Raw genomic sequence first — 24,688 nt, 5'->3', positions numbered from 1 at the left:
GCTGAATGACGTCGCGGCTCACGCCAGCACCTCGTCGACGATCCGGCCGAGCTCGGGCGCGATGTAGGACAGATCCTCCTCGTCCTTGATCAGCACGCCGATGGCGCGGCGGAAGGCTTCCGGCCATGGACTGCCGCCTTTTTCGAGAATGGTCGCGGCATTGGCCCATTCGACCGCCTCGGCGATGCCGGGCGGCTTGGCGAGTGGACGCGCGCGGATGGTCTGCACGGCTGTGGCCACGGCGCGTGCCGTTGCCTCTGCGACATCGCCGGCGCGCAGCATGATGATGGCCGCCTCACGCTCGGCATCGGGATAGCCAATCCAGTGATAGACGCAACGCCGCCGGAGCGCTTCGGCGAGTTCGCGGGTGCGGTTGGAGGTCAGGATGACGATCGGCTGTGCGGTGGCGCGGATGGTGCCGCGCTCGGGAATGCTGATCTGGAAGTCGGAAAGAAACTCCAACAGCAGCGCCTCGAATTCGTGGTCGGAACGGTCGATCTCGTCGACCAGCAGGAGGCGCTGCTCCGGCGCCTTCAGGACCTGCAGCAGCGGGCGGGCGATCAGAAAGCGGTCGTCGTAGATATCGACTTCTTGCTCGCCGGCATGGCGGATGGCGAGCAGCTGGCGCTGGTAGTTCCACTCATAGAGTGCATGCGCGGCGTCTATGCCTTCATAGCATTGCAACCGCACCAGATCGCGGCCGAGCAGCCCGGCGATTGCCTTGGCCGCTTCCGTCTTGCCGACGCCCGGAGCGCCTTCGAGCAGCAGCGGCTTGCCCAGCCGGATCGCCAGGAAGATAGCCGTCGCCAGGCTTTCATCAGCCAGATAATGCGAGGCAGCGAGGCGCTCGGCGACCGCTTCTGGCGAAGTCGCGACCGTTTCGGCGTTTACCTCGGGCATGTCGGTCCTCAGGTCGTCGCTTGCGCCTTGAGCGCACGCAAAATGCGTTCCGGCGTGATCGGTAGCGTGTCGATGCGCACGCCGACAGCGTCGAAAACGGCATTGGCGACCGCCGGAATCTGTGGATTGGCGCACATTTCGCCGGGCCCCTTGGCGCCGTAAGGACCATCTGCCGAGGGCCGCTCCAGCACGATGACCTCGGTTTCGGCCAGATCGCCGGGACCTGGCATCAGATACTGATTGAAGTCGGTGCCGCCGTGGTCACGGCTGGGATAATAGGGCTCGGTCGTTTCGTAGAGCGCGTGGCTGATGCCCATCCAGGAGCCGCCGACCAGCTGCTGCTCGACCATCTTGGGGTTCAGCGCACGGCCGATCTCGAAGACGTTCTTCACCGCCAGCACCGTCACCTCGCCGGTCTCGTCGTCGACCTCGACCTCCGCCACGGTGCAGGCATGCGCGTAGCAGGTCGACGGCTTCATCGCGCCGGTCTCCTTCTCCGGATAGGAGCGCGGGATGAGAAACATGCCGCGTCCCGAGATCGAGCGGCCGCGCTTGAAATGCGCCGAAAGCGCGACGTCGAAGATCGAGATCGATTTCTGCGGCGCCCCTTTCACCAGGATGTTGCCCTGGCCGTCGGTCTCGAGGTCGGAGGCGTTGACCTCCAACTCCTCCGCGGCCACTTCCAGCATCACCTGGCGGGCTTCCCTCGCCGCCTGGATGACGGCGTTGCCGGCGCGGTGCGTGCCGCGCGAGGCGAAAGTGCCCATGCAGTGCGGGCCGGTGTCGGTATCGGCGGTGTCGACGACGACGCGGTCGGTCGGCACGCCAATTGTCTCGGCGCAGATCTGCGCCATGATCTGCTTCATGCCCTGGCCGAGATCGACCGATGATAGGGTCACCATGAAATTGCCGGTTGGGGTCGAATGCACCAGCGCCTGGGTGGGATCGCCGCCAAGGTTCATGCCCGTGGGATAATTGATCGCGGCAACGCCGCGTCCGCGCCTGATCGCCATCTCAAGCTCCCTTCGCGTAGGAGGACATCGCCATGTACTTCTCGGCCACGGGCCAGTTGGCGGCGCGCGAAGCCTCCTGCATGCACTCTATGAGGGCCGCCCCTTCGGTCGGCTGGCGATGCGCCTTCATATCGCCGTCGCGATAGGCGTTGATGAAGCGGAATTCGAGCGGATCCATGCCGATCAGCCGCGCCAGCTTGTCCATCTGCACCTCCAGCGCGAAGTCACCGATGGTGACGCCGAAGCCGCGCATGGCGGAGGAGGGGGTGCGGTTGGTGTAGACGCAGTACGTGTCGATCCAGACATTGGGGATGGTGTAGGGGCCGGGATAGTGCCCCGCGCCCTTCTGGGCGCCATAGGGCGAATGGCGGGAGTAGGCGCCGGCGTCGGTGTAGCCGGTGACTTTGCGCGCGACGATGCGGCCGTCCTTCATCACGCCGTCCTTGATGACGACCTTTTCGGCCGCGCGAGGTGACGAGATCTGCATCTCCTCCTCGCGGCTGTAGGTAAAACAGACCGGTCGCCCTGTTAGCTTGGCGCCGAGGATCGCGATCGGTTCGACGATGACATCGACCTTGCCGCCAAAGCCGCCGCCGACCGTGCCGCCGACGAAATGCAGCTTGCTGCCCGGCATCTGCAAAATGATCGACGTGTTGTCGAGGGTGAAGAACATCGCCTGCGTGTTGGTATAGCAGGTGAAGCGGTCATTGCCCTCCGGTGCCACGATACAGCCGGTGGTCTCGGTCGGCGCATGCTCTATCGGCGAGGACTGGTAGCTTTGTTCGAGGACGTAGTCGGCCTCGGCAAACCCCGCCTCGACATCGCCGAAGCGCACCTTGCGGCACTCGCCGCTGTCATAGAGATAGTAGTTCTGGCCGTGATACTCGTTGACGAGGGGCGCGCCGGGCTTCAGCGCTTCCTCCATGTCGAAGACGGCCGGCAGCACCTCGTAGTCGACCTTGACCTTGGCCGCGGCTTCCTGGGCGGCGCGCTCCGTCTCGGCCAGCACCGCCACCACGGCCTCGCCCTTCCAGCGCACCTTGCCGTCGGCCAGAACCGCCTCGTCCTCCGGCCCGATCTGGATCAGGATCAGGATGGTGTAGACATTGTGCGGGACGTCCCTGGCGGTGAGAATTTTCACCACGCCCGGATGTTTTTCCGCTTCGGACGTATCGATCGATCGGATGCGGGCATGATGGTGCGGGCTGCGCACCATCTTCAGATGCAGCATGCCGGGAAAGTTGCGGTCGGCGAAATAGGCGGTTTTGCCGGTGACATGGCCGGGCGAATCCGAGCGGGGCCTCGGCTGGCCGATCTCGTTGAGGTCATCCTTGCGGACGTCCGAAAAATAGCTTTTGCGCAGTTCCATCTTGCTTCCCTCAGGCCGCGTTCTGCGAGTTGGCGCGAGCGGCGGTGAGCACCGCCTGGATGATAGGCTCGTAGCCTGTACAGCGGCATATGTTGCCCGACAGCGCTTCGACGACATCGTCGCGGCTGGGATCGGGCGTGTGGTCGAGCAACACCTTGGCCGCCATGAGCATGCCCGGTGTGCAGAAGCCGCATTGGGTGGCGAAGGCGTCGAGAAAGGCGCGCTGCAGCGGATGCAGGACGCCGCCTTCGGCAAGACCCGATGTGGTGGTGATGGCAGCGCCGTTGCAGGTTTCGGCGAGCGTCAGACAGGACAGCCGGAGCTCACCGTCGACGATCACCGAGCAGGCGCCACAGGTGCCTTGATGGCAGCCGCCCTTCGGCGAAGTGTCGCCGATCTTGTCGCGCAAGGCGTTGAGCAGCGTGGTGCCGCTTTCGACGAATTCGGCCTTCTCAGAACCGTTGAGCGTGAACTGGACGGGAACCTTTGCCATTCTTCCTCCTTGCGCGCCTGCCCCGCAGGGCAAGCGCGCGCCCCGAATGTGACTAGCTGAGCAGCAGCCGACCGAGATGAACCGGCAGCACTTGCGCGCGATACCAGGCGCTGGCGATCGGGTCGGTGATTGGTGCGGTGCCGTCGCCCGCGGCGGCCAGTGCCGAAGCGATGCCGTCCGCGTCCAGTGTCCTGCCGAGCAGCGCTTTTTCGGCTGTCTTGGCTCGCATCGGCCGGTCGGCCATACAACCGAGCGCGATGCGCGCCGAGGATATCGTGCCGTCGCCGGCTTGTTCCAGGATAGCGGCGATACTGAGCACCGAGACGCCCTTGGGCTTTACCCGCGAGACCTTCACGAATCGAAAGCTTCCCTGTGCCGGCCGCGTGAAGCTGACCGAGGTGACGATCGCGCGGCTCCCGCCCCGCTTGGCCAGAAACGCTTCCATCGGCATTTCGCCGTCATTGGTGCTCACCATGGCGTCCAGCGCCAGCAGGGCGACTGCGAAATCGCCATAGGGGCTTGGCGCAAACAGATTGCCGCCGACGGTCGCCATGTTGCGGATCGCCGGACCGCCAACCGCACGCGCGGCCTTGGCAAGCTGGCCGAGCTCGGGATGGCGGGCGATCGCCGCCATGGTCACCGAAGCGCCGATGCGGATCGTGCCGCCGGAGACCGTGATGACCGACAAGGCCGGGTCGGTCGACCTGACAAGGCCGGAGACCGAAACGTCGCCCTCATTGGCGGCGCGCAAGACGAGCGTGCCACCGCCGAGATAGCGCGTGCCGGCGGCTTTCAGCGCCGCGCTGGCGTCTTTCACCGTTGCAAAACTCTGCAATGCCAGCGCCACGGCCCGCTCCTCAACCCTGGCCGGCGAAATGGCTCTTCAGGGCGTTGAAGCCGCCCTGGAAGACATTGGCGCCCATGCCCTCGGCCAGCTTGTCGGCTTCTTCGGGTGCTGCGTCGAAGCTGGCGGTCCATTCGGCATAGGTGCGGTCGCCGTCGGTGACGCGCCGCAATTGCAGCGTAGCCCTGTGGTTGGTGAGCGGCTGCGGCGTTTCCAGGATCGAATAGCTGACGAGGAAATTCTCATCGGAGAAATCGAGCAGCTTTTCGCGCAGCCGCGCGCCGCTGGCCAGCTGGAAGTTGCGCACGCAGCCGATCGTGATGGCGTCCTTGCCGTCCTCGATATGGCTTTCGACCATGCGCGGATGCCAATTCGGCAGTCCGTTGAAGTCGCGGATGCGCGCCCAGACCTTTTCGACCGGCGCGTCGATGACGGTGGAGATGGTGACATCAGCCATATGCTCTTTCCCTTGCAAACATTCTGCTTGGGACGGTAGGCCGACCGTGGTCGCGGTGCTTATCAATGCGTCTTGGGCACGTATCAATCAGTCTGAAAATAGCCGCTTTCCGGCCCGTCAGGACACTGCTCGCGCCGCTTCGCGATAGAGCGTCGGCGGCACGCCGACATGGTCGCGGAAGAAACGCGAGAAATTGCCCTGGGTGGTGAAGCCGAGATTGCAGGCGACCGATATCAGCGGCTCATGCGACCACTGGAGCTGGCGCACCGCTTCCTCCATGCGCAGCGTGTTCCAGTAGACGTTGGGCGTCAAACTGGTCTGTTCCTTGAACAGGGCGAAGAAATGCGGCCGCGACAGGCCGACGCTGCGCGCCACGTCATCGAACGAGATACGCTCGCAGACATTGGCTTTCATCAGCTGGATCGCCTTGCGGACGCGGAAATCCTGCATGGTGTTCACGCGGCCGCGCGGCTCCTGCGGAGCTGAAGCGTCGGCGGCATCCAGCACCGAGTCGATGAAGCGCTCGATCTCGTAACTGGCGACATCGTCGATGCTCTCATTGTCGGTCAGATGATCGAGCAGGCCGGCAGCAGCCTGGTGCAGCCAGGGTTCGAGCGTGATTGCCGCCTGCGCGAAAAGCGGCGCGGACGAGGGCAGGTCACGGCGCCGCCGTGCCCAGTCCGGGTCGATGTAAAAGGCGAGGAACAGGCCTGGGGTGCCGTCCTGCGACAGCACATGGCTATGCGGCTGCAGCGAGTTGATGCCGGCAGCCGTGCCAGGTCCAAGCAGGACCGTCTCACGGCCGATGGTCATCTCGCCGGCGGTGCCTTCCAGCCAGATGATGAGATGTGCCTCGACATGGGCATGGGTGACGAAGTCGCTCGCGACATTCAGGACAGAAACATGTCCGAACCGGCCCCAGTAGAGCCTGATCGCTTCCGTCATGGGTATATCCTCCCGCAGGCGACTGGCCTCCCTTCGCCTGCTTGGGGATTGTGCGGCCGGTTTTCCGTATCCGTCAAGGCATAGCCGCACGCCCGGTATTCGCGGCAGGCCGCTTCAGCCGATTTTCAGACTGAGCGATAGGACCGAAATGAACGCCGCTTCGGCGAAGACAGGCTTTTAGTCGCTTCGCCTGAAGTTGCGGATGCGGTCGAACAGCACCGCCAGCAGGATGGCGCCGCCGATGAAGGTGCCCTGCCAGAAGGCGTTGATGCCGAGCAGGCCGAGGCTGTTGCGGATCACCTCGATGAGGGCGGCACCCACGATCGCGCCAAAGGCGGTGCCGACGCCGCCGGCGAGATTGGCGCCGCCGATGACGGTGGCGGCGATGACCTGCAGCTCCATGCCGTTGCCGAGATTGGTGGTGACGGCGCCCAGCCAGCCGGTCTGGATGATGCCGGCTATTCCCGCCGACAGCGCGGAGATCATGTAGACGGCGACCTTGATCTGGCGCACCGGAACGCCGGTCAGCGTCGCCGCATGCTCGTTGCCGCCAATGGCGAAGATATGCCGGCCGAACTTGGTCCAGCGCAGGATGAAGCCGGTGATCAGCGCCAAAAGGATCATGTAGAGCACCGGATTGGCGATCCCGAACAGCCAGGCGCCGCCGCCCAGCGCCAGCAGCTTGTCGTGATCGGGCCCGAACTGGAAGACGACGGTGTTGTTGGAGGCGACCATGGCGAGGCTGCGGGCGATCGACAGCATGCCGAGCGTGACCACGAAGGGCGGGAAGCCGAGATAGGCGATCAGAATGCCGTTGAAGCCGCCGATGACGAGTGCCGTGGCGATCGAGGCCAGGATGCCGACTTCGATCGAAAACCCGGCATGCATGGTAACGGCCAGCACCATCGAGCACAGGCACAGCACCGAACCGACCGAGAGGTCGATGCCGCCGGTGATGATGACGAAGGTCATTCCCAGCGCGACAATGGCGACGAAGGTGACGTTGCGGGTGATGTTGAAGAGGTTCTTCGGGGTGGCGAAGGCATCCGTCGCAAAGGATAGGAAGATACAGGCGAGGATGACGGCGATCACCACCCAGAACGTCTGGCTGGAGAACAGCCGCGACAGAAAACTGTGCTGTTTCTGCGCGATCGTCTGATCAAGGGTGACTGCCATTATCGACCTTTCCTGCCGGCAGCGAAACGCGCCAGCGCAATGAAATCCGGTTTTGCCGCTCTCACACCACCTGCTCGATGGCGCCGGTGATCAGCCCTGTCACTTCCTCGGGCGAACTCGAGGCGATCGCCTTGTCGGCGACTTTCCTGCCGCGCCGCATGACGATGACGCGGTCGGCGACGTCGAAAACGTCGGGCATGCGGTGGCTGATCAGCACCACGGCGATGCCCTGGTCGCGCAAATGGCGAATCAGGTTGAGGACCTCCGCCACCTGGCGGACCGAAATCGCCGCTGTCGGCTCGTCCATCAGCACGATCTTGGCCTGTGACAGCATGGTGCGGGCGATCGCCACCGCCTGGCGCTGACCGCCGGACATCTGCTTGACGAGGTCGCGCGGGCGCGTCTCGGATTTGAGCTCGGCGAATATCTGGCCGGCGCGCTTGTACATGGCGGCATAGTCGAGGATACGGAAGGGCCCGACGCCGCGGCGCAGTTCGCGGCCGAGATAGACATTGGCCGCCGCCGTCAAATTATTGCACAGCGCCAGATCCTGGTGGACGATCTCGATGCCGTGCTGGCGGGCCTCGACCGGCTTGTGCAGGATCAGATCCTTGCCGTCCATCTGCATGGTGCCGTGGCTCGGGCGGAAATTGCCGGCGATCATCTTGACCAGCGTCGACTTGCCGGCGCCGTTGTCACCCATCAGGCCGACGACCTGGCCGGGCTCGATCGACAGCGACACGTCGTTCACCGCCTGGATGGCGCCGAAATGCTTCGAGATGTTGGTGAGTTCGAGAACCGCCACCAGCCTTTTGCCTCCCATGTCTGGCCGTCTGTCCCGGAAGGGGCGACGGCTTCGGTTCGCTACCCCAGCTCCTCCCGGAAGCAGCGACGCGGTCATTTACGCAAATGCCTGCATGGGCGTCAATTGTCTGACGAATAAGATTTGGGCAATTGTCGGACGAATGAGATCCCGCCTTTCGGGAAAAATCCGTTTTGTAGGACAAATAGCAATTGACGTTGGCGGCAAGCCGTTATTAGTTGAGCGTCGGAGGAAGATATGCCGGCTTTGACGACGTTGTTTGGCGGCGCAACCGGTAGAGGATTATCGACCGTGCCGGCATCGTTGCCGGGCTGGTCGCATCTGAAAATACTTATCGGCCTGGCCTGACGGCACGAGCGCTTGCTTCTGTCATCTCGCATTCGGCCGATCTGTGTGGCGGGCACGCCGTGTCCGTCTGTTTCCAAGGGAGGACTGACATGAGGAAAACAGTTTTGCTCGCCGCCGTCGCCGCCATGGCGTTGGGCGCCGGGCCGGCTTTGGCCAAGAAGCAGCTCGTCATCGTGGTGAAAGGTCTCGACAATCCGTTCTTCGAGGCGATCCACCAGGGCTGCGAGAAATGGAACAAGGAAAACGCCAGCTCGGAATATGAGTGCTTCTACACCGGTCCGGCGTCGACTTCCGACGAGGCCGGCGAGGCGCAGATCGTGCAGGATATGCTGAGCAAGCCGGACACGGTGGCGATGGCGATTTCGCCGTCCAACGCGCCGCTGATCGCGCAAACGATCAAAAGCGCCAACCCGTCGATCCCGATCATGACCGTCGATGCCGATCTTGCCAAGGAAGACGCAGCACTTCGCAAGACTTATCTCGGCACCGACAACTATCTGATGGGCAAGAAGATCGGCGAATACATAAAGAAGGCCAAGCCGAAGGGCGGCACGATCTGCACCATCGAGGGCAATCCGGCGGCCGACAACATCCTTCGCCGCGCGCAAGGCATGCGTGACGCGCTGTCGGGCAAGGAAGGACTTGCAGCCCTTGCCGGCGAAGGCGGCTGGACGGAAGTGGCGGGCTGTCCGGTGTTCACCAACGACGACGGCGCCAAGGGCGTCCAGGCGATGACCGACATCCTTGCCGCCAACCCCAAGCTCGATGCGTTCGGCATCATGGGCGGCTGGCCGCTGTTCGGCGCGCCGCAGCCCTATCGCGATCTGGTTGGACCGCTGAAGGACAAGCTGGCCAGCAACGACTTCGTCATCGGCGCCGCCGACACGATCGGCGACGAGGTGGCGATCGCGCGGGATGGCCTTGTCACCGCGCTGGTCGGCCAGCGGCCGTTCGAGATGGGCTACAAGGCGCCGTCCGTGATGATCGACCTGGTCGAAGGCAAGAAGGTCGACGATCCGGTGTTCACCGGCCTCGACGAATGTACCAAGGATACGGTCGACACCTGCATCCAGAAGTAGGCGTCTCGATCGGGGCGCCCGTCAACGGGCGCCCCGCCACCTCTGCTGACGAACAGGGACACGCATTTCAGGGGCAGCGGCTCCGGCTTTGGCGCGCCCGTGGTTCGAATTTTCGGCAATGGCATCGGCGCACCCGACAGTTCCTGACCGGAACAGGTACGGCCGACGCATTGGAACGTGGATGCCGGACGAAAAGTCAAACAAGCGAGCCATTCGGACCAAGGCACAGGCCGGCCGCCGTCCGGCCGCCATGCGCCGGCCCGATGCGGCGCACTTTCCCGGTGCCAGCGTGCACGCCTCGCTGGCCAGCGAGATCGGGCTCAGGATCGTGCGCGGCGACTATCCGCCAGGCACCATCCTGCCCAACGAAGCCCAATGGTCGCGAACGTTCAACGTCAGCCGCTCGGCGGTGCGCGAGGCGATCAAGATGCTGATGGCCAAAAGCCTGCTCGCTTCGCGCCCCAAGATCGGCAGTTGGGTCGAACCGAAGGAGCGCTGGAACCTGCTCGACCGCGACGTGCTCGCCTGGTACGCGACCGCGCCGGACCGTGAGGTGTTCCTGCGGACGGTACAGGAGTTCCGCCACATCATCGAGCCGGAAGCGAGCGCCTTTGCCGCGGTGCGGCGCAGCGACGAGCAGATGGCCGAGATCAGCCAGGCCTGCCGCGAGATGGGCGAGGCGGCAAGCCTTCAGGAGCGCATCCGGGCCGACACGCGCTTTCATCTTGCCATCCTGCGGGCCTCCGGCAACGATCTGCTGGTGCCGCTCGGCGTGCTCATCGAGTCGGCGCTCGACCATCTCTTCGTCTTCACGACTCAGCAGGTCGGCGACCAACGGCGGGCCCAGAGGCTGCACGAGGCGATCGAGAAGAATATTCGTTTGCAGCGCCCCTCAGCGGCGCGCAACGCCGTGCACAAGCTGCTCGCCGATACCGATGAAGGGATCGGAAGAGGGCGAGGGTGATCGACGCTCGCGCTTGGTGATCACCTTTCTATGGACAATGCGTAGCCTTCTGCGGCCTTTCGCAGGCTCCCGGCGTTCGAAGCTCGAAAAGCCAAGCTATTGGCTTTTCATCCGGTGCGCGGACCGCTTCTCACCCTTAAATCGTCTGTTTCTTTCCATCTTTCATCGGCATCAGATCGACACCGTTGACCTTGCCGATATGGGTGGCCAGCATCGGCACGTACTGCTCGGCCGGTCCGGTGGCGTGTGCTCCGGCGAAAGCGTTCTTGGTGGCGTTGCCGAGGGGGTTGGCAATGCCGGCAGAACCCGCCATCGATTCGAGGTAGGTCAAGTCCTTGAAGGCGTTGGCAATAGTGAATTTGTGGGCGTCGCGGTCGCCCTCCAACGTCCAGCGCATGAAGGTCTGGTAGAAGCCGCAATCCATGCGGCCGTTGCGGATGACGCTGTCGAAGCGCTGCGGCGAGATGCCGACCTTCTCGGCCAAGGCCAATGCCTCGGAATAGATCGCCGCATAGCCCAGCGAGACGAAATTATTGAGCAATTTCATGCGGTGGCCGTCGCCGGTGTCGCCGATATGGACGATACGGCCGGCCCAGGTTTCGATCACCGGTTTGACCCTGGCAAAGACGGCGTCGGGTGCGCCGACCATGGCGTCGAGCGTGCCTTCCCAAGCCTCCTTCGGCGTGCGGCTGAGCGGTACATCGACATAGTTGACGCCGAGCGCCTTGAGTTCGGCGGCCAGCGCAACGGTCGAGACTGGGTCGGAGGTCGAGCAGTCGACGACTACCGAGCCTTTTCTCAATCCTTCCTTGAGACCGCCGGGGCCTCGAATGATGGCTTCGACCTCACGCGAACCGGTGACGCAGATGAAGACGATCGTCGATGCCGCCGCCACGTCGCGGGAGGTCGAGGCTTCGTGGGCGCCGCGATTAGCCATATCCTCCGCCGGCTTGCGATTCTTGCGGCCGAGGAAGGTCAGGTGATAGCCTTTATCGACGATGTTCTTGGCGATGCCATGACCCATCAGGCCAAGGCCGATGAAGCCGATCTTCTCGCTCGCGGCGGTCGTGTTCATGCTGTCTGTCCTGTGTTGCGATTATCGATAATGTCGCCGCTCTTTTAGCCGCAAGCGGTTGCAGAAAGCAATATTGTCTGACAATACACATAATTCCTGAGCTTTCGTGGAGACCAGAATAATGAAGCGGATCATGTTCACCGGCGGCAGCGGCAAGGCCGGGCGCCACGTCGTGCAATATTTGGTGGAGCAGGGCTGCCAGGTGCTCAACATCGACACCAAGCCGCTCGACAATCCCAAGGTGCGCACGCTGATCACCGACATCACCGACAGCGGGCAGGTGTTCAACGCGCTGTCGAGCTATGCGGGCTTGCATGAATTCGACCCGTCGCTGCGCCCCCAGCCCGTCGACGCCGTGGTGCATTTCGCCGCGATCCCGCGCATCATGATCACGCCCGACAACGAAGTGTTCCGCATCAACGCGCTCGGTACCTACAATGTCATCGAGGCGGCGGTGAAGCTCGGCATCCGCAAGGTGATAATCGCCTCCAGCGAGACCACCTACGGGCTGGTCTTCGCCAACGAGCCGCGCACGCCGAAATATTTCCCGCTCGACGAAGAATACGACGTCGATCCGATGGACAGCTATGCCCTTTCCAAGGTGGTCAACGAGAAGACGGCACGGGCCTTTGCGCAGCGCGACGGTGCCGACATCTATGCATTGCGCATCGGCAACGTCATCGAACCGCACGAATACTCCCTGTTTCCGAAATGGTTCGCCGATCCCGGTTTCCGCAAGCGCATCGCCTGGAGCTATGTCGATGCGCGCGACCTCGGCCAGATCACGCTGCGCGCCATCGAGAAGGATGGGCTCGGCTACCAGGTGTTCAACGCTGCCAATGACGACACGTCGTCGGACCTGCCGACCGCGGAACTGCTGAAGCGCTTCTATCCCGGTGTGCCGGTCAAGGGTGAGCTCGGCGAATTCGAGACGCTGCTGTCCAATCGCAAGGCGCGCGACATGTTGGGCTTTCGGCCGGAACACAGCTGGCGCAAATACGTGAGGATCTCTTGAAAACAGGCCCCGCCGGGGGTTGAGCTGTGCACAGAAGCCGGCTTTGCGGGTGAACCCGCTTGCCGTGCTTGACAGCTTGCTCAATCCGGACTTTCTGGAGCCTATGCGGGACGCGAAGCCGAACAAGGAAAAATCGCCGGCAAAAGCGGCATCGGCCGAGCGTCAGGCCGGCGTTCGCCGCACCGATGCGGCGCGCATTCCGGGTTCCAGCGTGCACACCTCGCTGGCCAGCGAAATCGGGCTCAGGATCGTGCGCGGCGACTATCCGCCCGGCACCATCCTGCCCAACGAAGCCAAATGGTCGGAGACCTTCAGCGTCAGCCGCTCGGCGGTACGCGAGGCGATCAAGATGCTGATGGCCAAAAGCCTGCTCGCCTCGCGCCCGAAGATCGGCAGCTGGGTCGAGCCGAAAGAACGTTGGAATCTGCTCGACCGCGACGTGCTTGCCTGGTACGCGACCTCGCCGGACCGCGAGGTATTTCTGAAGACGGTGCAGGAATTCCGCCACATCATCGAGCCGGAGGCATCCGCTTTTGCCGCCATGCGGCGGACCGACGAGCAGATGGCCGAAATCAGCCAGGCCTGCCGCGAGATGGGCGAGGCACCAAGCCTGCAGGAGCGCACCCGCGCCGACACGCGCTTTCATCTCGCGATCCTGCGGGCGTCTGGCAACGACCTGCTGGTGCCGCTCGGGGTGCTGATCGAATCCGCCTTCGACCATCTCTTCACCTATACGACGCGGGAACTCGACGATTTGCAGCACGCACAGAAGATGCATGAGGCGATCGAGAAGAACATCCGCCTGCAGCGGCCCGACGCGGCGCGTGCCGCGGTGCGCAAGCTGCTCGCCAACACAGACGGCGTGATCAGGTCACGATAAGCCGTTCCAGGAATCCGTCACGCGGCTTTCTGCCTACTCTTCCTTCTCACGTCCGAACGCCGCGCGCAGTTCGTCCTTGGCGTCCTCGAGCACCTTCTTCTGCTTCGCCGGCAGGTTCTTGCCGGCACGGTTGATGTAGAAGTTCAGCATCGACATGGCGGACTGGAACGGTTCGGCCTTGCGCCGGTCGCTGTGTTCGGCCGACCGCTTGAGCGAAGCCGCGATCTTCTTCGGGTCGTGGGATTCGAAGACATGGTCTTCGAGATCCATGGCATTGCTGTGCTCGGTCACCTCAGCCGACCATTTCCGTTTCGCGGTCATGGCAATCTCCTTCGCGTTGAGCCGATTGCAAAACGTCCTTCATCGTCGCACGTTCCGGTGAGCCCGGAACCGGCGAACCCTGGAACCATGGAATTACCCACGTGGCGCTGCTCGGCGCCGCGAATGCGCCGATAGTGGTGGAAGGACCGTCGGCCGCTAGGCCGCATGACCGCGACCATGGTCAATGTCGATGACGGAATGGGAAACAGCTTGGCCTCGATCTTCTCCTCACCAGCAGCCGGCAATGCGGTCGTCGACAGCTCGCATGCATGGATACGGCTGGCGGTGTCGATGCTTTTGTCAACAGTCGGCGGCGTCGGCATGTGGGCCGTGGTCGTGGTGCTGCCGGCCGTGCAGGCCGAGTTCGGCGTCGACAGGGCCGACGCCGCTCTGCCCTACACCGCGACCATGGTCGGCTTTGCCGCCGGAAACGTTCTGGTCGGGCGCGCCATCGACCGTGTCGGCTACTGGATCCCGGCGCTTGTTTCCTCGATGGCGCTGGTTGCCGGCTTCCTGCTGGCGGCGCTGTCGACCTCGATCCTGCAGTTCACGCTCGCCCAGGGCTTGCTGATCGGGGTCGGTACATCGGCGATCTTCGGGCCGCTGATCGCTGACATCTCGCATTGGTTCAACCGCCGGCGCGGCGTCGCCGTGGCGGCGGCCGCGGCCGGCAGCTATCTCGCCGGAACGATCTGGCCTACCGTCATGCCACCCCTGATGAAGGCGGAAGGCTGGCGCTTCACCTATGTGGCCATCGGCATCTTCTGCCTGGCGACCATGGTGCCGCTGGTGCTGATGCTGCGGCGCGGCGCCCCGATCGCGGCCGCCGGTTCCGCGGGCAGCCGGCTGGTGCAGCCGATCTCGTTGTCGCCGACGGCACTCCAGGTGCTGCTTGTCATTGCTGGTCTTGGCTGCTGCGTGGCGATGTCGATGCCGCAGGTGCATATCGTGGCCTACTGCATGGATCTCGGCTACGGCGTCGCGCATGGCGCCGACATGCTGTCGATCATGATGGCGGCCGGCGTGGTCAGCCGCGTGGCTTCGGGCTTCGTTGCCGACCGCATCGGCGGGGTGAAGACCCTGCTTATCGGCTCGGTGCTGCAATGCCTGTCACTGTTCTTTTACATTCCCTTCGACGGGCTTGCCTCGCTCTACGTCGTTTCGCTGGTCTTCGGCCTGTCGCAGGGTGGCATCGTGCCCTGCTATGCGATCATCGTGCGGGAATACATGCCCGCCAGGGAGGCCGGCCAACGCGTCGGCATTGTCATCATGGCGACCATTTTCGGCATGGCGATCGGCGGCTGGATGTCGGGCTGGATCTACGACCTGACCGGCTCCTACGCCGCCGCGTTCCTGAACGGCATCGCCTGGAACCTGCTGAACATCTTGGTGATGGTGCTGGTGCTTTGGAAGGCAAGACGCGGCGCAACGGCGATGGCCTGAGGCAGAGCGGAAGCACTCGCCCGCAAGCGCCTCGGCTTGACAACGGGCCGGGGCTGCGCGACGCCAGAGGCGAGTGGTGCGGCACAGGCTGGTGAAATGGCGACAGCAACGTCGATCGTATTGCGGCAGCGCCTTGGCGGCCACGCACCGCATGGAGCCTGTCCTTGATCAAGCCGCGCTCGCGCCGAGGCGGCGGCCGCCCGACCATATCAGACGTCGCGCGCAAGGCGGGCGTAGGCGCCATCACCGTATCTCGCGCCTTGCGCGAGCCGGAGCGGGTCTCGCAGGACCTGCGCCGCCAGATCCAGGCCGCCGTCGACGAGCTCGGTTACGTGCCGGATCCCAACGCGCGGGCGCTGGCCTCGGCCCGCGCCGAGGTGTTCGGCGTGCTGGTGCCGTCGCTTACCAACAACGTCTTTGCCGAGGTGGTGCGTGGCATCTATGACAGCCTGTCGGATAGCGCCTTCCGCATCCAGCTCGGCAACACCCACTATTCCGGCCTCGAGGAAGAACGGCTGCTGCAGGTGTTCGGGCCGCAAAGGCCGGCGGCGCTGATCGTGGCCGGCATCGACCAGACTCCGGCCTCGCGAAAACTGCTGGAGAACGCAGGCTGCCCGGTGGTGCAGGTCATGGAAACCGGCCCGGATCCGGTCGATATGATGGTCGGCTTCTCGCATCTGGACGGGGGCAGGGCGGCGACTGAGCATCTGCTCGAAGCGGGTTACCGCCGCATCGGATTCATCGGCGCGCGCATGGATCCGCGCTCGCAGCGGCGCTTGGCCGGATACCGCATGGCAGTGGAGAAAGCCGGCCTGTTCGATCCACGACTGATCACCACCACGCCGGTGCCGTCCAGTGTGACGCTGGGACGCGAACTTTTCCGCGACGCGCTGGCCAAGATGCCGACGCTCGACGGCGTATTCTGCAACAATGACGACATCGCGCTAGGCGCGCTGTTCGAGTGTCATCGCGCTTCGATCGGTGTGCCCAAGAGGATCGGCATCGTCGGCTTCAACGATCTCGACATGATGCAGGTGGCGTTTCCCTCCGTCACCAGCATCCGCACGCCCCGCTACGAGATCGGACGGCGGGCAGTGGCCATGGCGCTGGCGGCGATAGGAGGCGAGCCTCCGCAGCAGCGCGTCGTGGATCTCGGTTTCGAACTCATGCGCCGCGAGAGCACGGCGCGCTGAACACGCTTTCGCGATCAAGAGAAAGGGCGCTTTACACACCGTTCATGGTAGCGCTACCGTCGTCGTCGGACAGGAAAGAGAAATGCAACGGTACGGCGCCTGTCTATTATACATAAGCGACAACTAATTCTTGTTTATTATGTATAATATGCTATTTTCCCAGCAACCTGGGAACGACGGGGGAGGAGGCATCGCCTAGACCATTGGCCATCGGAAAGGCAGGTACGGCAAGGCAGGAGGAGCCGGAGCCGACCGTGCGAAATTCACATCGCGAAACCACGTCAGAATTACAAAATGGGAGGATTATCGATGATCAAGTCACTGGTAGGTGGCATCGTTGCCGCCAGCACATTCGTCATGCTCAACTCGGCCGCCATGGCCGCCGGCCCCGAGATCGTGCCGGGCCCGGCCGCCCAAGCCGACTGCTTCGCGCCCTGGAGCGCGGACACGAAATTCTTCAAATATCCCAAAAAGGAAGGCCCATACCGCATCGCCTTCGCCAATGGCTATATCGCCAACACCTGGCGCATCCAGATGGTGCAGACCGCAAAGGCCTATGCCGCCCAGCCGGACGTCAAAGCCAAGATCAAGGAATTCAAGGTCGTCTCGACCGGCGAGGACGTGCCGGCGCAGATCTCGGCGATCAACAACTTCATCGATTCCGGCTATGACGCGATCGTCACCGACGCGCAGAACCCGACTGCCTTCGGCCCGGTCATCAAGCGCGCCAAGCAGGCTGGCATCGTGCTGGTCGCCTTCGACAACATCCTCGACACCAAGGATGCCATCAACGTCAATGTGGACCAGAAGGGCCTCGGCGAATTGTGGGCCAAATGGCTGGTCGCGAAGGTGCCGAATGGCGGCAAGATTCTCGAAGTGCGCGGCGTTGCCGGCACCTCCGTCGATACCGATCGCCACAACGGCATCCACGAGGTGCTCGACGCTTCCGGCAAGAAATGGGACGTCACCGAAGTCGCCGGCAAGTGGGACGACGGCGTGGCACAGAAGGTCACCGCCGACGCGATCGCCACCAACGGGCCATTCGACGGCATCACCGGCCAGGGCGGCGACACCGGCATCGTGCAGGCGATGATCGACGCCAAGCATCCGTTTGTGCCCTTTGGCGGTGAAACCGAAAACGGCTTCCGCAAGTTCTGCGCGGCGCATTCGGCCGACGGGTTGAAGTGCTCTTCCGCGGGCTCGGGCCCGGCCCAGGTCGCCGTCGCCATCAAGACCGCGATTGCAGCGCTCGAAGGCGAAGTGGTGCCGCAAGAGGTGAAGCTGCCGCTGGCGATCGCCGAAGATCCGAACATGAAGGAAGGCACGGATTACTTCCCGAAAGAGTCGGACAATTTCTTCGTCGGCAACTCCTTCCCGACCTGCGGCATCAACTTCAGCGCCCAGGAAATCATGGGTCAGACCAAGGAAAATCAGTAGTTTCCAGTGGATATCGTTTCGGCGCCGCGGCTAAGCCGCGGCGCCGGTTCTTGAATGTTCGAGCGCCCTGGGAGGGTTGATGGACGTTGCGGCTCCGCTCTTGCGCATGGAAGGCATATCGAAGCGCTATGGCGGCGTGCGGGCGCTGGAGAAGGCCGACCTGTCGGTCGAGGCCGGCAGCATCCACGCCATCCTCGGCGAAAACGGCGCCGGCAAGTCGACGCTGATCAAGATCATGGCGGGCGTCGTTGCGCCCGACGAGGGCCGCATGGTGCTGGACGGGCGAGAGGCGACCTTCGCCTCGCCGGGCGCCGCGAACAAGGCCGGCATAGTCTGCATCTTCCAGGAGTTGTCGCTGATTCCCGAACTCAGCGTCGCCGACAACATCGTCATATCCGATCCGCCGAAACGCTTCGGCATGATCGACCGCAAGGCGCAGCGGCGCATCGCCGAGGACGCGCTGGCGCGTGCGGGAGCATCCGACATTCATCCGCTGGCGCTGGTCAAGGACCTGCCGCTGTCACGCCGGCAGATGGTCGAGATCGCCAAGGCATTGGCCAGGAAGCCACGCATCCTGATCCTCGACGAGGCGACCTCGGCACTGACGGCGGCGGATGTGTCGAAGATCTTCGCCGTGCTGAAGCGGCTGCGTTCGGAAGGGCTGGCGCTGCTCTACATCTCGCACCGCATGAACGAGATCGCCGAATTGGCGGACCAGTGCACGGTGTTCCGCAACGGCCGCAATGTCGCCAGCTATCCCGCCGGCTCGAAGAGCGACAGTGAAGTCGTCGAACTGATGATCGGGCGCGAATACAGCCATATCTTCCCGCCCAAGCCGACATTCGCGCCGGCCACCACCGCGCCGGTGCTCGAAGCCCGCAAGCTCTCCTGGACGGATCGCCTGCACAACATCTCGCTGTCGGTCAGGGCAGGCGAGGTGGTCGGCCTCGGCGGCCTCGACGGGCAGGGCCAACGCGAATTGCTGCTCGCTTTCTTCGGCGTCCTGCGTGGCCTTTCCGGCCAGATCCTGGTCGACGGTAAGCCAGTGGGCATCGCCAGCCCCGCCGCCGCACGCGAGAACGGCATCGGCATGGCGCTCATTCCCGAGGATCGCAAGACCGAAGGCCTGATGCTGCCGATGACGGTGCGCGAGAACCTGTCTTTCGCCGCGCTCGACCGGCTGTCGAAAGGCGGCATAATAGACCGCGCCGCCGAGCAGCGGCTTATCGACGACATGGTCGGCCTGCTGGCGATCAAGACGGCCGGCCTCGACATTCCGGTCGGCGCGTTGTCGGGCGGCAACCAGCAGAAGGTCGTCATCGCCAAATGGCTGATGCGCCAGCCGCGCATCATCCTGCTCAACGATCCGACGCGCGGCATCGATGTCGGCACCAAGCAGGAGCTGTATCAGCTGATGCGCAAGCTGGCGGACGCGGGGGCGGCAATCCTGTTCTATTCGACCGACTATGACGAGCTGATCGGCTGCTGCGACCGTGTGCTGGTGCTCTATGACGGGGCGGTCAAGCGCGAATTGGTGGGCGCCGAAATCACCGAACGGGCTCTGATATCAAGCGCGCTCAACATGCCTGGCGGGGATAGCCCGGTGAACCGGGGAGCGAACGCGTGAAAGGGATTTTGGCGTGAAGGATTGGCGCTACTGGTTGGCGGAGCAGCGCGGAACGCTGCTGGCGCTTGGCATCTTCATCGTCATGTTCGTCATCTACACCGCGAACCATCCGGCCGGCTTCACCGCCAATGTCGTGCAGACGGCGGCCAACAAGGGCGTGCTGCTGGCCTTCGTCGCCATGGCGCAGACGCTGGTGGTGATCACCGCGGGCATCGACCTTTCCGTCGGCATGATCTTCCTGTTGACCAACTGCCTGGCCTCGTGGCTGGTGGTGGGCACGCCGGTGCAGACGGCGCTTGGCGTGTTGGCGGTACTGGCCGTCGGACTGCTGTGCGGGGCGATCAACGGCGCCATCGTCATCTACGGGCGGCTGCAGCCGATCGTCGCCACGATCGCCACCGGCGCGGTCTATTATGGCATCGGGCTTCTACTGCGGCCGTTCCCGGGCGGATCGGTCAACGAGGATCTGGCTGACGCGCTGACGGGCCGTGTGTTTGACGTGGTGCCGGCCAGCATGGTTGTGCTCCTGGCCGTCGTGTTGGTGATCTGGGTGCCGTTCAGCCGTTCGGTGCTTGGCCGCGCGGCCTATGCGGCAGGGTCGTCGGAAATGGCGGCCTACATGTCAGGCGTGCCCATCCGGCGCGGCAAGTTCGCAGCCTATACGCTGGCGGGGCTGCTGGCCTCGATCGGCGGCCTGTTCCTGACGTTCTTCACCTATACGGGCGAAGCGGCCTATGCCAGCGGCAACTCCTACACACTGTTTTCCATTGCCGCCGTGGTGCTGGGCGGCGTCTCGCTGTTCGGCGGCAAGGGGAGTGCCATTGGCGCGATCTTCGGCGCGCTCGCCTTCCGCACCATCGGCGATCTGTTGTTCGTCTTCGATTTCGATCCGCTGTGGCAGCCGCTGTTCCAGGGCGTTATCCTGCTGATCGCCGTCAGCCTCGGCGCCTTCGCCCTGTTTCGGGTCCGCAACCGGCTGGAGTGGTTCCTGTGAGCGAGACGACATTGGGTGGCCTCGCCGGCCGCATGCCGAAATTCATTCGCCGCGCCGATCCCGCGGTGTTGACGGCCTTTGCCTGCATCGTGGTCCTGCTCCTGCTGGGCAGTCTTTATTCGCGCAGCTTCCTGTCGCCTGAATATCTCTTGCAGCAGCTCAAGGTGGCCTCGTTTCTCGGCGTCATCGCCACCGGCATGATGCTGGTCATCCTGCTCGGCCAGATCGACCTGTCGGTGCCGTGGTCGGTGGCGGCGGGCGCGATGATGGCTTGCGCTGCGGCCGCCTATGGCCCGGCCGGCGTTGCGTTGGCCATTCCATTCGGCATCTTGTGCGGGGTGCTGATCGGCATCGTCAACGGCATCGGCGTCGCCTATTTGCGCATTCCCTCCATGATCATCACCCTCGCCACCAACGCCGTCGCGCAAGGGCTGATGGTGGTCTACACCGGCGGCTTCTCGCCCCAGGATTCGGCCACCGGCGCCATGCGCTACCTGGCTACCGGCTTTGCCATTCCGGGAGTTCCCAACGCGGTCATCATCTGGGCGCTGATCGGCGCCGCAATGGTGTTCGTTCTGACCCGCACCGGCTTTGGCCGCACCGTCTACGGCATCGGCAACCGCGAGCGTGCCGCCTACCTCTCCGGCATCGACACAAGGCGCGTGGTGATGATCGCCTTTGCCGTCTCCGGCGGGCTCTCCGCCTTCGGCGGGGTGCTGCTTGCCGGCTACGCCTCCAAGGCGGCGCAGTCGATGGGCGACGCCTATCTCCTGCCGTCGATCGCGGCCGTCGTGCTGGGCGGCACCTCGATCCTTGGCGGGCGCGGCTCCTATCTCGGCACTGTCGCCGGCGTCATCCTGATCACGCTCCTGCAATCCATACTGTCGGTCATGCAGATGCCGGAGGCGGGTAGGCAGATCATCTACGGCGTCGTCATCGTCGCCATGCTGCTGCTCTACGGCCGCGCGCCGGCAAGCCGCTAGACCATCGTGGCGGAAAGGACAGTTCAATCGCCGACAGGCACCAACGGGCCGGCGCCGGTCATCGTGGCAATGGGCGTCGCCGGATGCGGCAAATCGGTCGTCGGTGCAGCGCTGGCAACCGCGCTGGGCGCGGTCTTCATCGAGGGTGACCGTCTTCATCCCCCCGAGAACGTCGCCCGCATGGCAAGCGGTCAGCCGCTTACCGATCAACTGCGCGAAGGCTGGCTCGATGCAATCGGCGAGCGCATCGCAGCGTCGGCCGGTGAGGGGCGGGGCGTGGTCGCTGCCTGCTCGGCGTTGAAGCGAAGCTACCGCGAGCGCCTGCGTGGCATTTGCCGAGACATCGTCTTCCTCTATCTGGAGATCGATCCGGCGATGGCTAGGCTGCGGGTCGCCAGCCGCAAGGGTCATTTCATGCCGGCAAGCCTGGTCGACAGCCAGTTCGCCATTCTCGAGCCGCCGGCGGCGGATGAGCGGGCGCTGACGCTCGATGCGACGCACCCGATCGTCGATCTCGTAGCCGAGGCGGTGCGCGTGACGCGGCGGTTCTGAACCTTGATCGGCGCCATACCGGCATGCGACTTACGCCGGCAAGCGCGGCGCATGCGCAGGATCTAGATCTGGGACGTCAACTCGACCGGAAAATCATCATTGTCGGCATCGCGCATGGCGGCAAGGCTGCGGTTGTCCAGCACCTCGGCGATTGCCTGGCGCACCTCGAGCATCATGTGCCGGACCTGGCACGTCGCTTCGTCGCAATCCTCGCAGCGCTGATACTGCGTGCGGCTGGCGCATGGGATCGGCGCCAGCGGCCCGTCCAGCACACGCACGACATGGCCGATCTTGATCTCCGAGGCCGGGCGGGCGAGGCGATAGCCGCCTTCCTTGCCTTTGCGGCTCTGGACGAAGCCGGCATTGCGCAGCTCGCCCAGAATGGCATCGAGGAATTTTTTCGGGATGTTGTTGGCGACCGCGATGTCGTTGACGAAGGCCAATTGGCCAGCCGGCAAGCCGGACAGATGCACGAGGGCCTTGAGGCCGTATTTGCCTTTTTTAGTCAGCATGCCCGAGTCAACCCATGAAGCCCCAACAATCCGCATCTGGCGGCTGTTTGTGTGCAAATGATGACGGGGCTTGTGGAGCGCTGCCGTTTCGCGAACAAGCCGATTTGTCGGCACGTTAGGCGCAAACGCGTTGATTCTTCGTAACCTTTTGCGCGGCTGGCGTCGTATTTGCCATATTTTGCCGCAAACGGCGAAAGCCGGCAAAGCGCCGGCTTTCCTGATTTGCTTACCGTACGTGCTATCGCGCCGTGAAAATCCTACCGGCTGCCATAGGCCTGGTCGAGCAGGCCGCCGGCGGCGAAATGCTCTTTCTGGATGTTGTCCCAGCCGCCGAAGACGTTTTCCACCGTCAGCAGGCGCACGTCCGGGAAGTCGGCCTTGTGTTTGGCGGCGACGGCCGTGTCGCGGGCGCGCAGGCCATTGTCAGCGGCGATGTCCTGCCCCTCGGGCGTATAGAGGAAATCGAGATAGCTTTTGGCCAGATCACGCGTGCCATGTTCGTCGGCGACCTTGTCGACGATCGCCACCGGGAATTCTGCCAGCAGGCTGACGGAAGGCGTGACCTGCTCGAATTTGTCGTCGCCATACTCCTTGCGGATGCCGCGGGTTTCGGATTCGAACGTGATCAGCACGTCACCGATCTCGCGCTGCACGAAAGTGGTGGTGGCTGCGCGCCCGCCGGTGTCGAAGATCGGCACGTTGTTGAACAACTTGGTGATGAATTCCTTCACCTTGGCGTCGTCGCCCTTGAAGGCCTCCTTGGCGTAGGCGGTCGCCGCCAGATAGGTGTAGCGCGCATTGCCCGAGGTTTTCGGGTTGGGGAAGATCACCTGCACGTCGTCGCGCACCAGGTCGTTCCAATCCTTGATGTGCTTGGGGTTGCCCGCCCGCACCAGAAAGGACGGCAGCGAATAGAAGGGCGAGGCGTTGTCGGGAAAATCCTTCTGCCAGTCGGCCGAGACGAGGCCCTTCTTGACCAGGAAGTCGATGTCGGTGACCTGGTTGAAGGTGACGACATCAGCGCCGAGCCCTTCGGCGATGGCGCGTGCCTGAGCCGAGGTGCCGGCATGCGACTGGTCGATGCTCACGCCCGGGTGCTTCTCGATGAATGCCTTGTTGACCTGGACGAACAGTTCGCGGCCGACGTCATAGGAGGCGTTGAGCAGCTTGTCGGCAGACCAGGCTTGGGAAGATGCGAGGAACAGGCCGGCGACGGTGGCGACGCCGAGGAGAAATCGCTTCATGAAATAAGGCTCCGTGTAGTGCTTAATCACCTCACCATAGTCCTGCGCCACTTGCCCGACGAGGCACGTGCAATAGTTTCGCGGTGCCACCGTAAGAAAAAATGTCGTCATGAACGCTGTCATTAGAATTTTGTTCCGCCCAATATGCATATACAAAGGAGGCAACCATGCGCCAACACCGCCATTCAACAACGCGGCCGTCGAAGGAGGCGAAGCTGTTTCGCAATAACCGCAGCCAGGCGGTGCGCATTCCTGTCGAGTTCGAGCTCCCCGGCGAGAAGGTCCTGATCAGCCGTGAAGGCGACCGCCTTGTCATTGAGCTGATCCGCAAAGCTGGGCTCGGCGCGTTGCTCGCCCAATGGGCAAACGAGCCGCCGCTCGGCCCCGAGGACGATCTTCCCGAAATCAATGATGCGCCAGTCGAATCCGAGGACATTTTTTGATGCGGTTCATGCTGGACACCAACATCATCAGTGACATGATCCGAAATCCGGCTGGCAAAGCCGCCAATGCAGTGGACCGCGAGGGAGACGACGCCATTTGCACAAGTATCGTGGTTGCCTCGGAATTGCGATATGGCTGTGCCAGGAAGGGATCAACCAAGCTGCTCAAAAAAGTCGAGCAATTGCTGGCTGAGATTCCGGTCTTGCCGCTCGATGTGCCGGCGGATGCAGAGTATGGCGCCCTTCGTGCAGAACTGGAGGCCGCCGGCCAACCCATTGACTATACGACCTTTTTATTGCTGCGCACGCCTGCGCTGTGGGCATCACTTTGGTAACGGCCAATACGGGCGAGTTCATCCGAATCCGCAACCTCAAGATCGAGAACTGGCTGGAGTAGTGCTCGGTCTAATATCAAGCAGCCGGAAACAGCTTCCAGCGGCCCGGGCGGAACGCTACCCGGCTCTTCTGCGCCGCGGGATGGTCGACGGGCAGCTCGATCTCGACGCGCTGGCGTTCGCCGCCGATCTCGAGTTCCACCCGGCGGGTGCCGGCGACGCG

At 63.6% G+C, this 24,688-nt stretch carries 26 protein-coding genes and 1 pseudogene; 13 read left to right on the top strand and 14 right to left on the bottom strand.

Annotated features, from left to right (window positions below; translation table 11 throughout):
- Positions 1 to 18: 18 nt before the first annotated feature.
- From FJ949_RS24250 to FJ949_RS24210, 9 genes are all read right to left on the bottom strand, one after another.
- A complete protein-coding gene (locus tag FJ949_RS24250; RefSeq protein ID WP_140499866.1) occupies positions 19 to 900 on the bottom strand; it encodes a MoxR family ATPase in 882 nt (293 codons plus the stop codon).
- Positions 901 to 908: 8 nt separating this feature from the next.
- Positions 909 to 1,913: a molybdopterin cofactor-binding domain-containing protein gene (locus tag FJ949_RS31030; protein WP_140499865.1), complete on the bottom strand. Its 1,005-nt coding sequence runs from the start codon at positions 1,911 to 1,913 to the stop codon at positions 909 to 911.
- 1 nt (position 1,914) lies between these two features.
- Positions 1,915 to 3,282, bottom strand: a complete 1,368-nt coding sequence (locus FJ949_RS31025; protein ID WP_140499863.1) for a xanthine dehydrogenase family protein molybdopterin-binding subunit — start codon at positions 3,280 to 3,282, stop codon at positions 1,915 to 1,917.
- 10 nt (positions 3,283 to 3,292) lie between these two features.
- Positions 3,293 to 3,775: a (2Fe-2S)-binding protein gene (locus FJ949_RS24235; protein ID WP_140499861.1), complete on the bottom strand. Its 483-nt coding sequence runs from the start codon at positions 3,773 to 3,775 to the stop codon at positions 3,293 to 3,295.
- Between the two features lie 52 nt (positions 3,776 to 3,827).
- Positions 3,828 to 4,622: an FAD binding domain-containing protein gene (locus tag FJ949_RS24230; protein WP_140499860.1), complete on the bottom strand. Its 795-nt coding sequence runs from the start codon at positions 4,620 to 4,622 to the stop codon at positions 3,828 to 3,830.
- A gap of 10 nt (positions 4,623 to 4,632) precedes the next feature.
- Positions 4,633 to 5,076 carry an SRPBCC family protein gene (locus FJ949_RS24225; protein WP_140499858.1) on the bottom strand — a complete coding sequence of 148 codons (444 nt, stop codon included), beginning with the start codon at positions 5,074 to 5,076 and terminating at the stop codon, positions 4,633 to 4,635.
- Between the two features lie 117 nt (positions 5,077 to 5,193).
- Positions 5,194 to 6,021, bottom strand: coding sequence for an AraC family transcriptional regulator (locus FJ949_RS24220; protein WP_140499857.1), 828 nt, complete (start codon positions 6,019 to 6,021; stop codon positions 5,194 to 5,196).
- Positions 6,022 to 6,198: 177 nt separating this feature from the next.
- Positions 6,199 to 7,197 carry an ABC transporter permease gene (locus FJ949_RS24215; protein ID WP_140499855.1) on the bottom strand — a complete coding sequence of 333 codons (999 nt, stop codon included), beginning with the start codon at positions 7,195 to 7,197 and terminating at the stop codon, positions 6,199 to 6,201.
- A 61-nt stretch (positions 7,198 to 7,258) separates the two neighbouring features.
- Positions 7,259 to 8,002: an ATP-binding cassette domain-containing protein gene (locus FJ949_RS24210; protein WP_140500157.1), complete on the bottom strand. Its 744-nt coding sequence runs from the start codon at positions 8,000 to 8,002 to the stop codon at positions 7,259 to 7,261.
- Between the two features lie 455 nt (positions 8,003 to 8,457).
- Between FJ949_RS24210 and FJ949_RS24205 the strand changes: the two genes are divergently transcribed.
- Both FJ949_RS24205 and FJ949_RS24200 read left to right on the top strand, forming a co-directional pair.
- On the top strand, positions 8,458 to 9,447 hold the full coding sequence (locus FJ949_RS24205; RefSeq protein ID WP_140499854.1) for a sugar-binding protein: 990 nt from the start codon (positions 8,458 to 8,460) through the stop codon (positions 9,445 to 9,447).
- Positions 9,448 to 9,628: 181 nt separating this feature from the next.
- Entirely contained in the window at positions 9,629 to 10,411 is a 783-nt protein-coding gene (locus tag FJ949_RS24200; protein WP_140499852.1) for a FadR/GntR family transcriptional regulator, read from the top strand.
- A gap of 136 nt (positions 10,412 to 10,547) precedes the next feature.
- Here the strand turns inward: FJ949_RS24200 and FJ949_RS24195 are convergent, their stop codons facing one another.
- Entirely contained in the window at positions 10,548 to 11,486 is a 939-nt protein-coding gene (locus FJ949_RS24195; protein ID WP_140499850.1) for an NAD(P)-dependent oxidoreductase, read from the bottom strand.
- 118 nt (positions 11,487 to 11,604) lie between these two features.
- Between FJ949_RS24195 and FJ949_RS24190 the strand changes: the two genes are divergently transcribed.
- Together FJ949_RS24190 and FJ949_RS24185 are read left to right on the top strand one after the other, a co-directional pair.
- The gene (locus tag FJ949_RS24190; protein WP_140500155.1) at positions 11,605 to 12,501 is read left to right on the top strand and encodes an NAD(P)-dependent oxidoreductase; all 897 of its coding nucleotides are present in this window, start codon (positions 11,605 to 11,607) and stop codon (positions 12,499 to 12,501) included.
- A gap of 103 nt (positions 12,502 to 12,604) precedes the next feature.
- Complete coding sequence (locus tag FJ949_RS24185; RefSeq protein WP_140500153.1) at positions 12,605 to 13,381, top strand: FadR/GntR family transcriptional regulator; 777 nt, start codon at positions 12,605 to 12,607, stop codon at positions 13,379 to 13,381.
- A gap of 33 nt (positions 13,382 to 13,414) precedes the next feature.
- Here the strand turns inward: FJ949_RS24185 and FJ949_RS24180 are convergent, their stop codons facing one another.
- Complete coding sequence (locus tag FJ949_RS24180) at positions 13,415 to 13,702, bottom strand: DUF3175 domain-containing protein (RefSeq protein WP_140499848.1); 288 nt, start codon at positions 13,700 to 13,702, stop codon at positions 13,415 to 13,417.
- Between the two features lie 198 nt (positions 13,703 to 13,900).
- Here FJ949_RS24180 and FJ949_RS24175 point away from each other — a divergent pair, with 198 nt between their 5' ends.
- The 7 genes from FJ949_RS24175 to FJ949_RS24145 all read left to right on the top strand — a co-directional run bounded on the left by FJ949_RS24175 (position 13,901) and on the right by FJ949_RS24145 (position 21,931).
- Positions 13,901 to 15,145: an MFS transporter gene (locus FJ949_RS24175; protein WP_140500151.1), complete on the top strand. Its 1,245-nt coding sequence runs from the start codon at positions 13,901 to 13,903 to the stop codon at positions 15,143 to 15,145.
- A 164-nt stretch (positions 15,146 to 15,309) separates the two neighbouring features.
- Complete coding sequence (locus tag FJ949_RS24170; protein WP_140499846.1) at positions 15,310 to 16,338, top strand: LacI family DNA-binding transcriptional regulator; 1,029 nt, start codon at positions 15,310 to 15,312, stop codon at positions 16,336 to 16,338.
- Positions 16,339 to 16,647: 309 nt separating this feature from the next.
- Entirely contained in the window at positions 16,648 to 17,775 is a 1,128-nt protein-coding gene (locus FJ949_RS24165; protein WP_140499844.1) for a sugar ABC transporter substrate-binding protein, read from the top strand.
- A 79-nt stretch (positions 17,776 to 17,854) separates the two neighbouring features.
- Positions 17,855 to 19,402 (top strand): sugar ABC transporter ATP-binding protein, encoded by a 1,548-nt coding sequence (locus FJ949_RS24160; protein ID WP_140499843.1) that lies wholly within the window; start codon positions 17,855 to 17,857, stop codon positions 19,400 to 19,402.
- 13 nt (positions 19,403 to 19,415) lie between these two features.
- Entirely contained in the window at positions 19,416 to 20,396 is a 981-nt protein-coding gene (locus tag FJ949_RS24155; RefSeq protein WP_140499841.1) for an ABC transporter permease, read from the top strand.
- Positions 20,393 to 21,379 carry an ABC transporter permease gene (locus FJ949_RS24150; RefSeq protein ID WP_140499839.1) on the top strand — a complete coding sequence of 329 codons (987 nt, stop codon included), beginning with the start codon at positions 20,393 to 20,395 and terminating at the stop codon, positions 21,377 to 21,379. Before FJ949_RS24155 ends, FJ949_RS24150 begins: the two co-directional genes overlap by 4 nt.
- A gap of 69 nt (positions 21,380 to 21,448) precedes the next feature.
- Positions 21,449 to 21,931, top strand: coding sequence for a gluconokinase (locus tag FJ949_RS24145; RefSeq protein WP_140500149.1), 483 nt, complete (start codon positions 21,449 to 21,451; stop codon positions 21,929 to 21,931).
- 62 nt (positions 21,932 to 21,993) lie between these two features.
- Here FJ949_RS24145 and FJ949_RS24140 read toward each other — a convergent pair whose 3' ends face one another.
- Both FJ949_RS24140 and FJ949_RS24135 read right to left on the bottom strand, forming a co-directional pair.
- Positions 21,994 to 22,443: an Rrf2 family transcriptional regulator gene (locus FJ949_RS24140; protein WP_013530871.1), complete on the bottom strand. Its 450-nt coding sequence runs from the start codon at positions 22,441 to 22,443 to the stop codon at positions 21,994 to 21,996.
- A 257-nt stretch (positions 22,444 to 22,700) separates the two neighbouring features.
- Positions 22,701 to 23,687 carry a sulfate ABC transporter substrate-binding protein gene (locus FJ949_RS24135; RefSeq protein WP_140499837.1) on the bottom strand — a complete coding sequence of 329 codons (987 nt, stop codon included), beginning with the start codon at positions 23,685 to 23,687 and terminating at the stop codon, positions 22,701 to 22,703.
- A gap of 167 nt (positions 23,688 to 23,854) precedes the next feature.
- Between FJ949_RS24135 and FJ949_RS24130 the strand changes: the two genes are divergently transcribed.
- Both FJ949_RS24130 and FJ949_RS24125 read left to right on the top strand, forming a co-directional pair.
- Entirely contained in the window at positions 23,855 to 24,130 is a 276-nt protein-coding gene (locus tag FJ949_RS24130) for an antitoxin (protein ID WP_140499835.1), read from the top strand.
- A pseudogene (locus tag FJ949_RS24125) lies at positions 24,130 to 24,527 on the top strand (type II toxin-antitoxin system VapC family toxin). The gene FJ949_RS24130 and the pseudogene FJ949_RS24125 overlap by 1 nt, the downstream one beginning before the upstream one ends.
- A 14-nt stretch (positions 24,528 to 24,541) precedes the next feature.
- Here the strand turns inward: FJ949_RS24125 and FJ949_RS24120 are convergent.
- Positions 24,542 to 24,688 (bottom strand): TOBE-like domain-containing protein (locus FJ949_RS24120; RefSeq protein WP_181172152.1); only part of this gene is annotated, 147 nt, incomplete at its 5' end.

The organism is Mesorhizobium sp. B2-4-1, from assembly GCF_006442185.1.
Classification (GTDB): Bacteria; Pseudomonadota; Alphaproteobacteria; order Rhizobiales; family Rhizobiaceae; genus Mesorhizobium.
Note: the sequence above shows the minus strand (reverse complement) of the source record. Positions and strands in the feature narration are given on the sequence as shown.

Coding starts and splice junctions, on each gene's coding strand:
- FJ949_RS31025 (WP_140499863.1), bottom strand. CDS start 3,282: ATGGAACTGCGCAAAAGCTATTTTTCGGACGTCCGCAAGGATGACCTC.
- FJ949_RS31030 (WP_140499865.1), bottom strand. CDS start 1,913: ATGGCGATCAGGCGCGGACGCGGCGTTGCCGCGATCAATTATCCCACG.
- FJ949_RS24185 (WP_140500153.1), top strand. CDS start 12,605: ATGCGGGACGCGAAGCCGAACAAGGAAAAATCGCCGGCAAAAGCGGCA.
- FJ949_RS24220 (WP_140499857.1), bottom strand. CDS start 6,021: ATGACGGAAGCGATCAGGCTCTACTGGGGCCGGTTCGGACATGTTTCT.
- FJ949_RS24200 (WP_140499852.1), top strand. CDS start 9,629: ATGCCGGACGAAAAGTCAAACAAGCGAGCCATTCGGACCAAGGCACAG.
- FJ949_RS24250 (WP_140499866.1), bottom strand. CDS start 900: ATGCCCGAGGTAAACGCCGAAACGGTCGCGACTTCGCCAGAAGCGGTC.
- FJ949_RS24180 (WP_140499848.1), bottom strand. CDS start 13,702: ATGACCGCGAAACGGAAATGGTCGGCTGAGGTGACCGAGCACAGCAAT.
- FJ949_RS24225 (WP_140499858.1), bottom strand. CDS start 5,076: ATGGCTGATGTCACCATCTCCACCGTCATCGACGCGCCGGTCGAAAAG.
- FJ949_RS24215 (WP_140499855.1), bottom strand. CDS start 7,197: ATGGCAGTCACCCTTGATCAGACGATCGCGCAGAAACAGCACAGTTTT.
- FJ949_RS24175 (WP_140500151.1), top strand. CDS start 13,901: ATGGGAAACAGCTTGGCCTCGATCTTCTCCTCACCAGCAGCCGGCAAT.
- FJ949_RS24145 (WP_140500149.1), top strand. CDS start 21,449: ATGGGCGTCGCCGGATGCGGCAAATCGGTCGTCGGTGCAGCGCTGGCA.
- FJ949_RS24235 (WP_140499861.1), bottom strand. CDS start 3,775: ATGGCAAAGGTTCCCGTCCAGTTCACGCTCAACGGTTCTGAGAAGGCC.
- FJ949_RS24165 (WP_140499844.1), top strand. CDS start 16,648: ATGATCAAGTCACTGGTAGGTGGCATCGTTGCCGCCAGCACATTCGTC.
- FJ949_RS24135 (WP_140499837.1), bottom strand. CDS start 23,687: ATGAAGCGATTTCTCCTCGGCGTCGCCACCGTCGCCGGCCTGTTCCTC.
- FJ949_RS24195 (WP_140499850.1), bottom strand. CDS start 11,486: ATGAACACGACCGCCGCGAGCGAGAAGATCGGCTTCATCGGCCTTGGC.
- FJ949_RS24160 (WP_140499843.1), top strand. CDS start 17,855: ATGGACGTTGCGGCTCCGCTCTTGCGCATGGAAGGCATATCGAAGCGC.
- FJ949_RS24140 (WP_013530871.1), bottom strand. CDS start 22,443: ATGCTGACTAAAAAAGGCAAATACGGCCTCAAGGCCCTCGTGCATCTG.
- FJ949_RS24205 (WP_140499854.1), top strand. CDS start 8,458: ATGAGGAAAACAGTTTTGCTCGCCGCCGTCGCCGCCATGGCGTTGGGC.
- FJ949_RS24130 (WP_140499835.1), top strand. CDS start 23,855: ATGCGCCAACACCGCCATTCAACAACGCGGCCGTCGAAGGAGGCGAAG.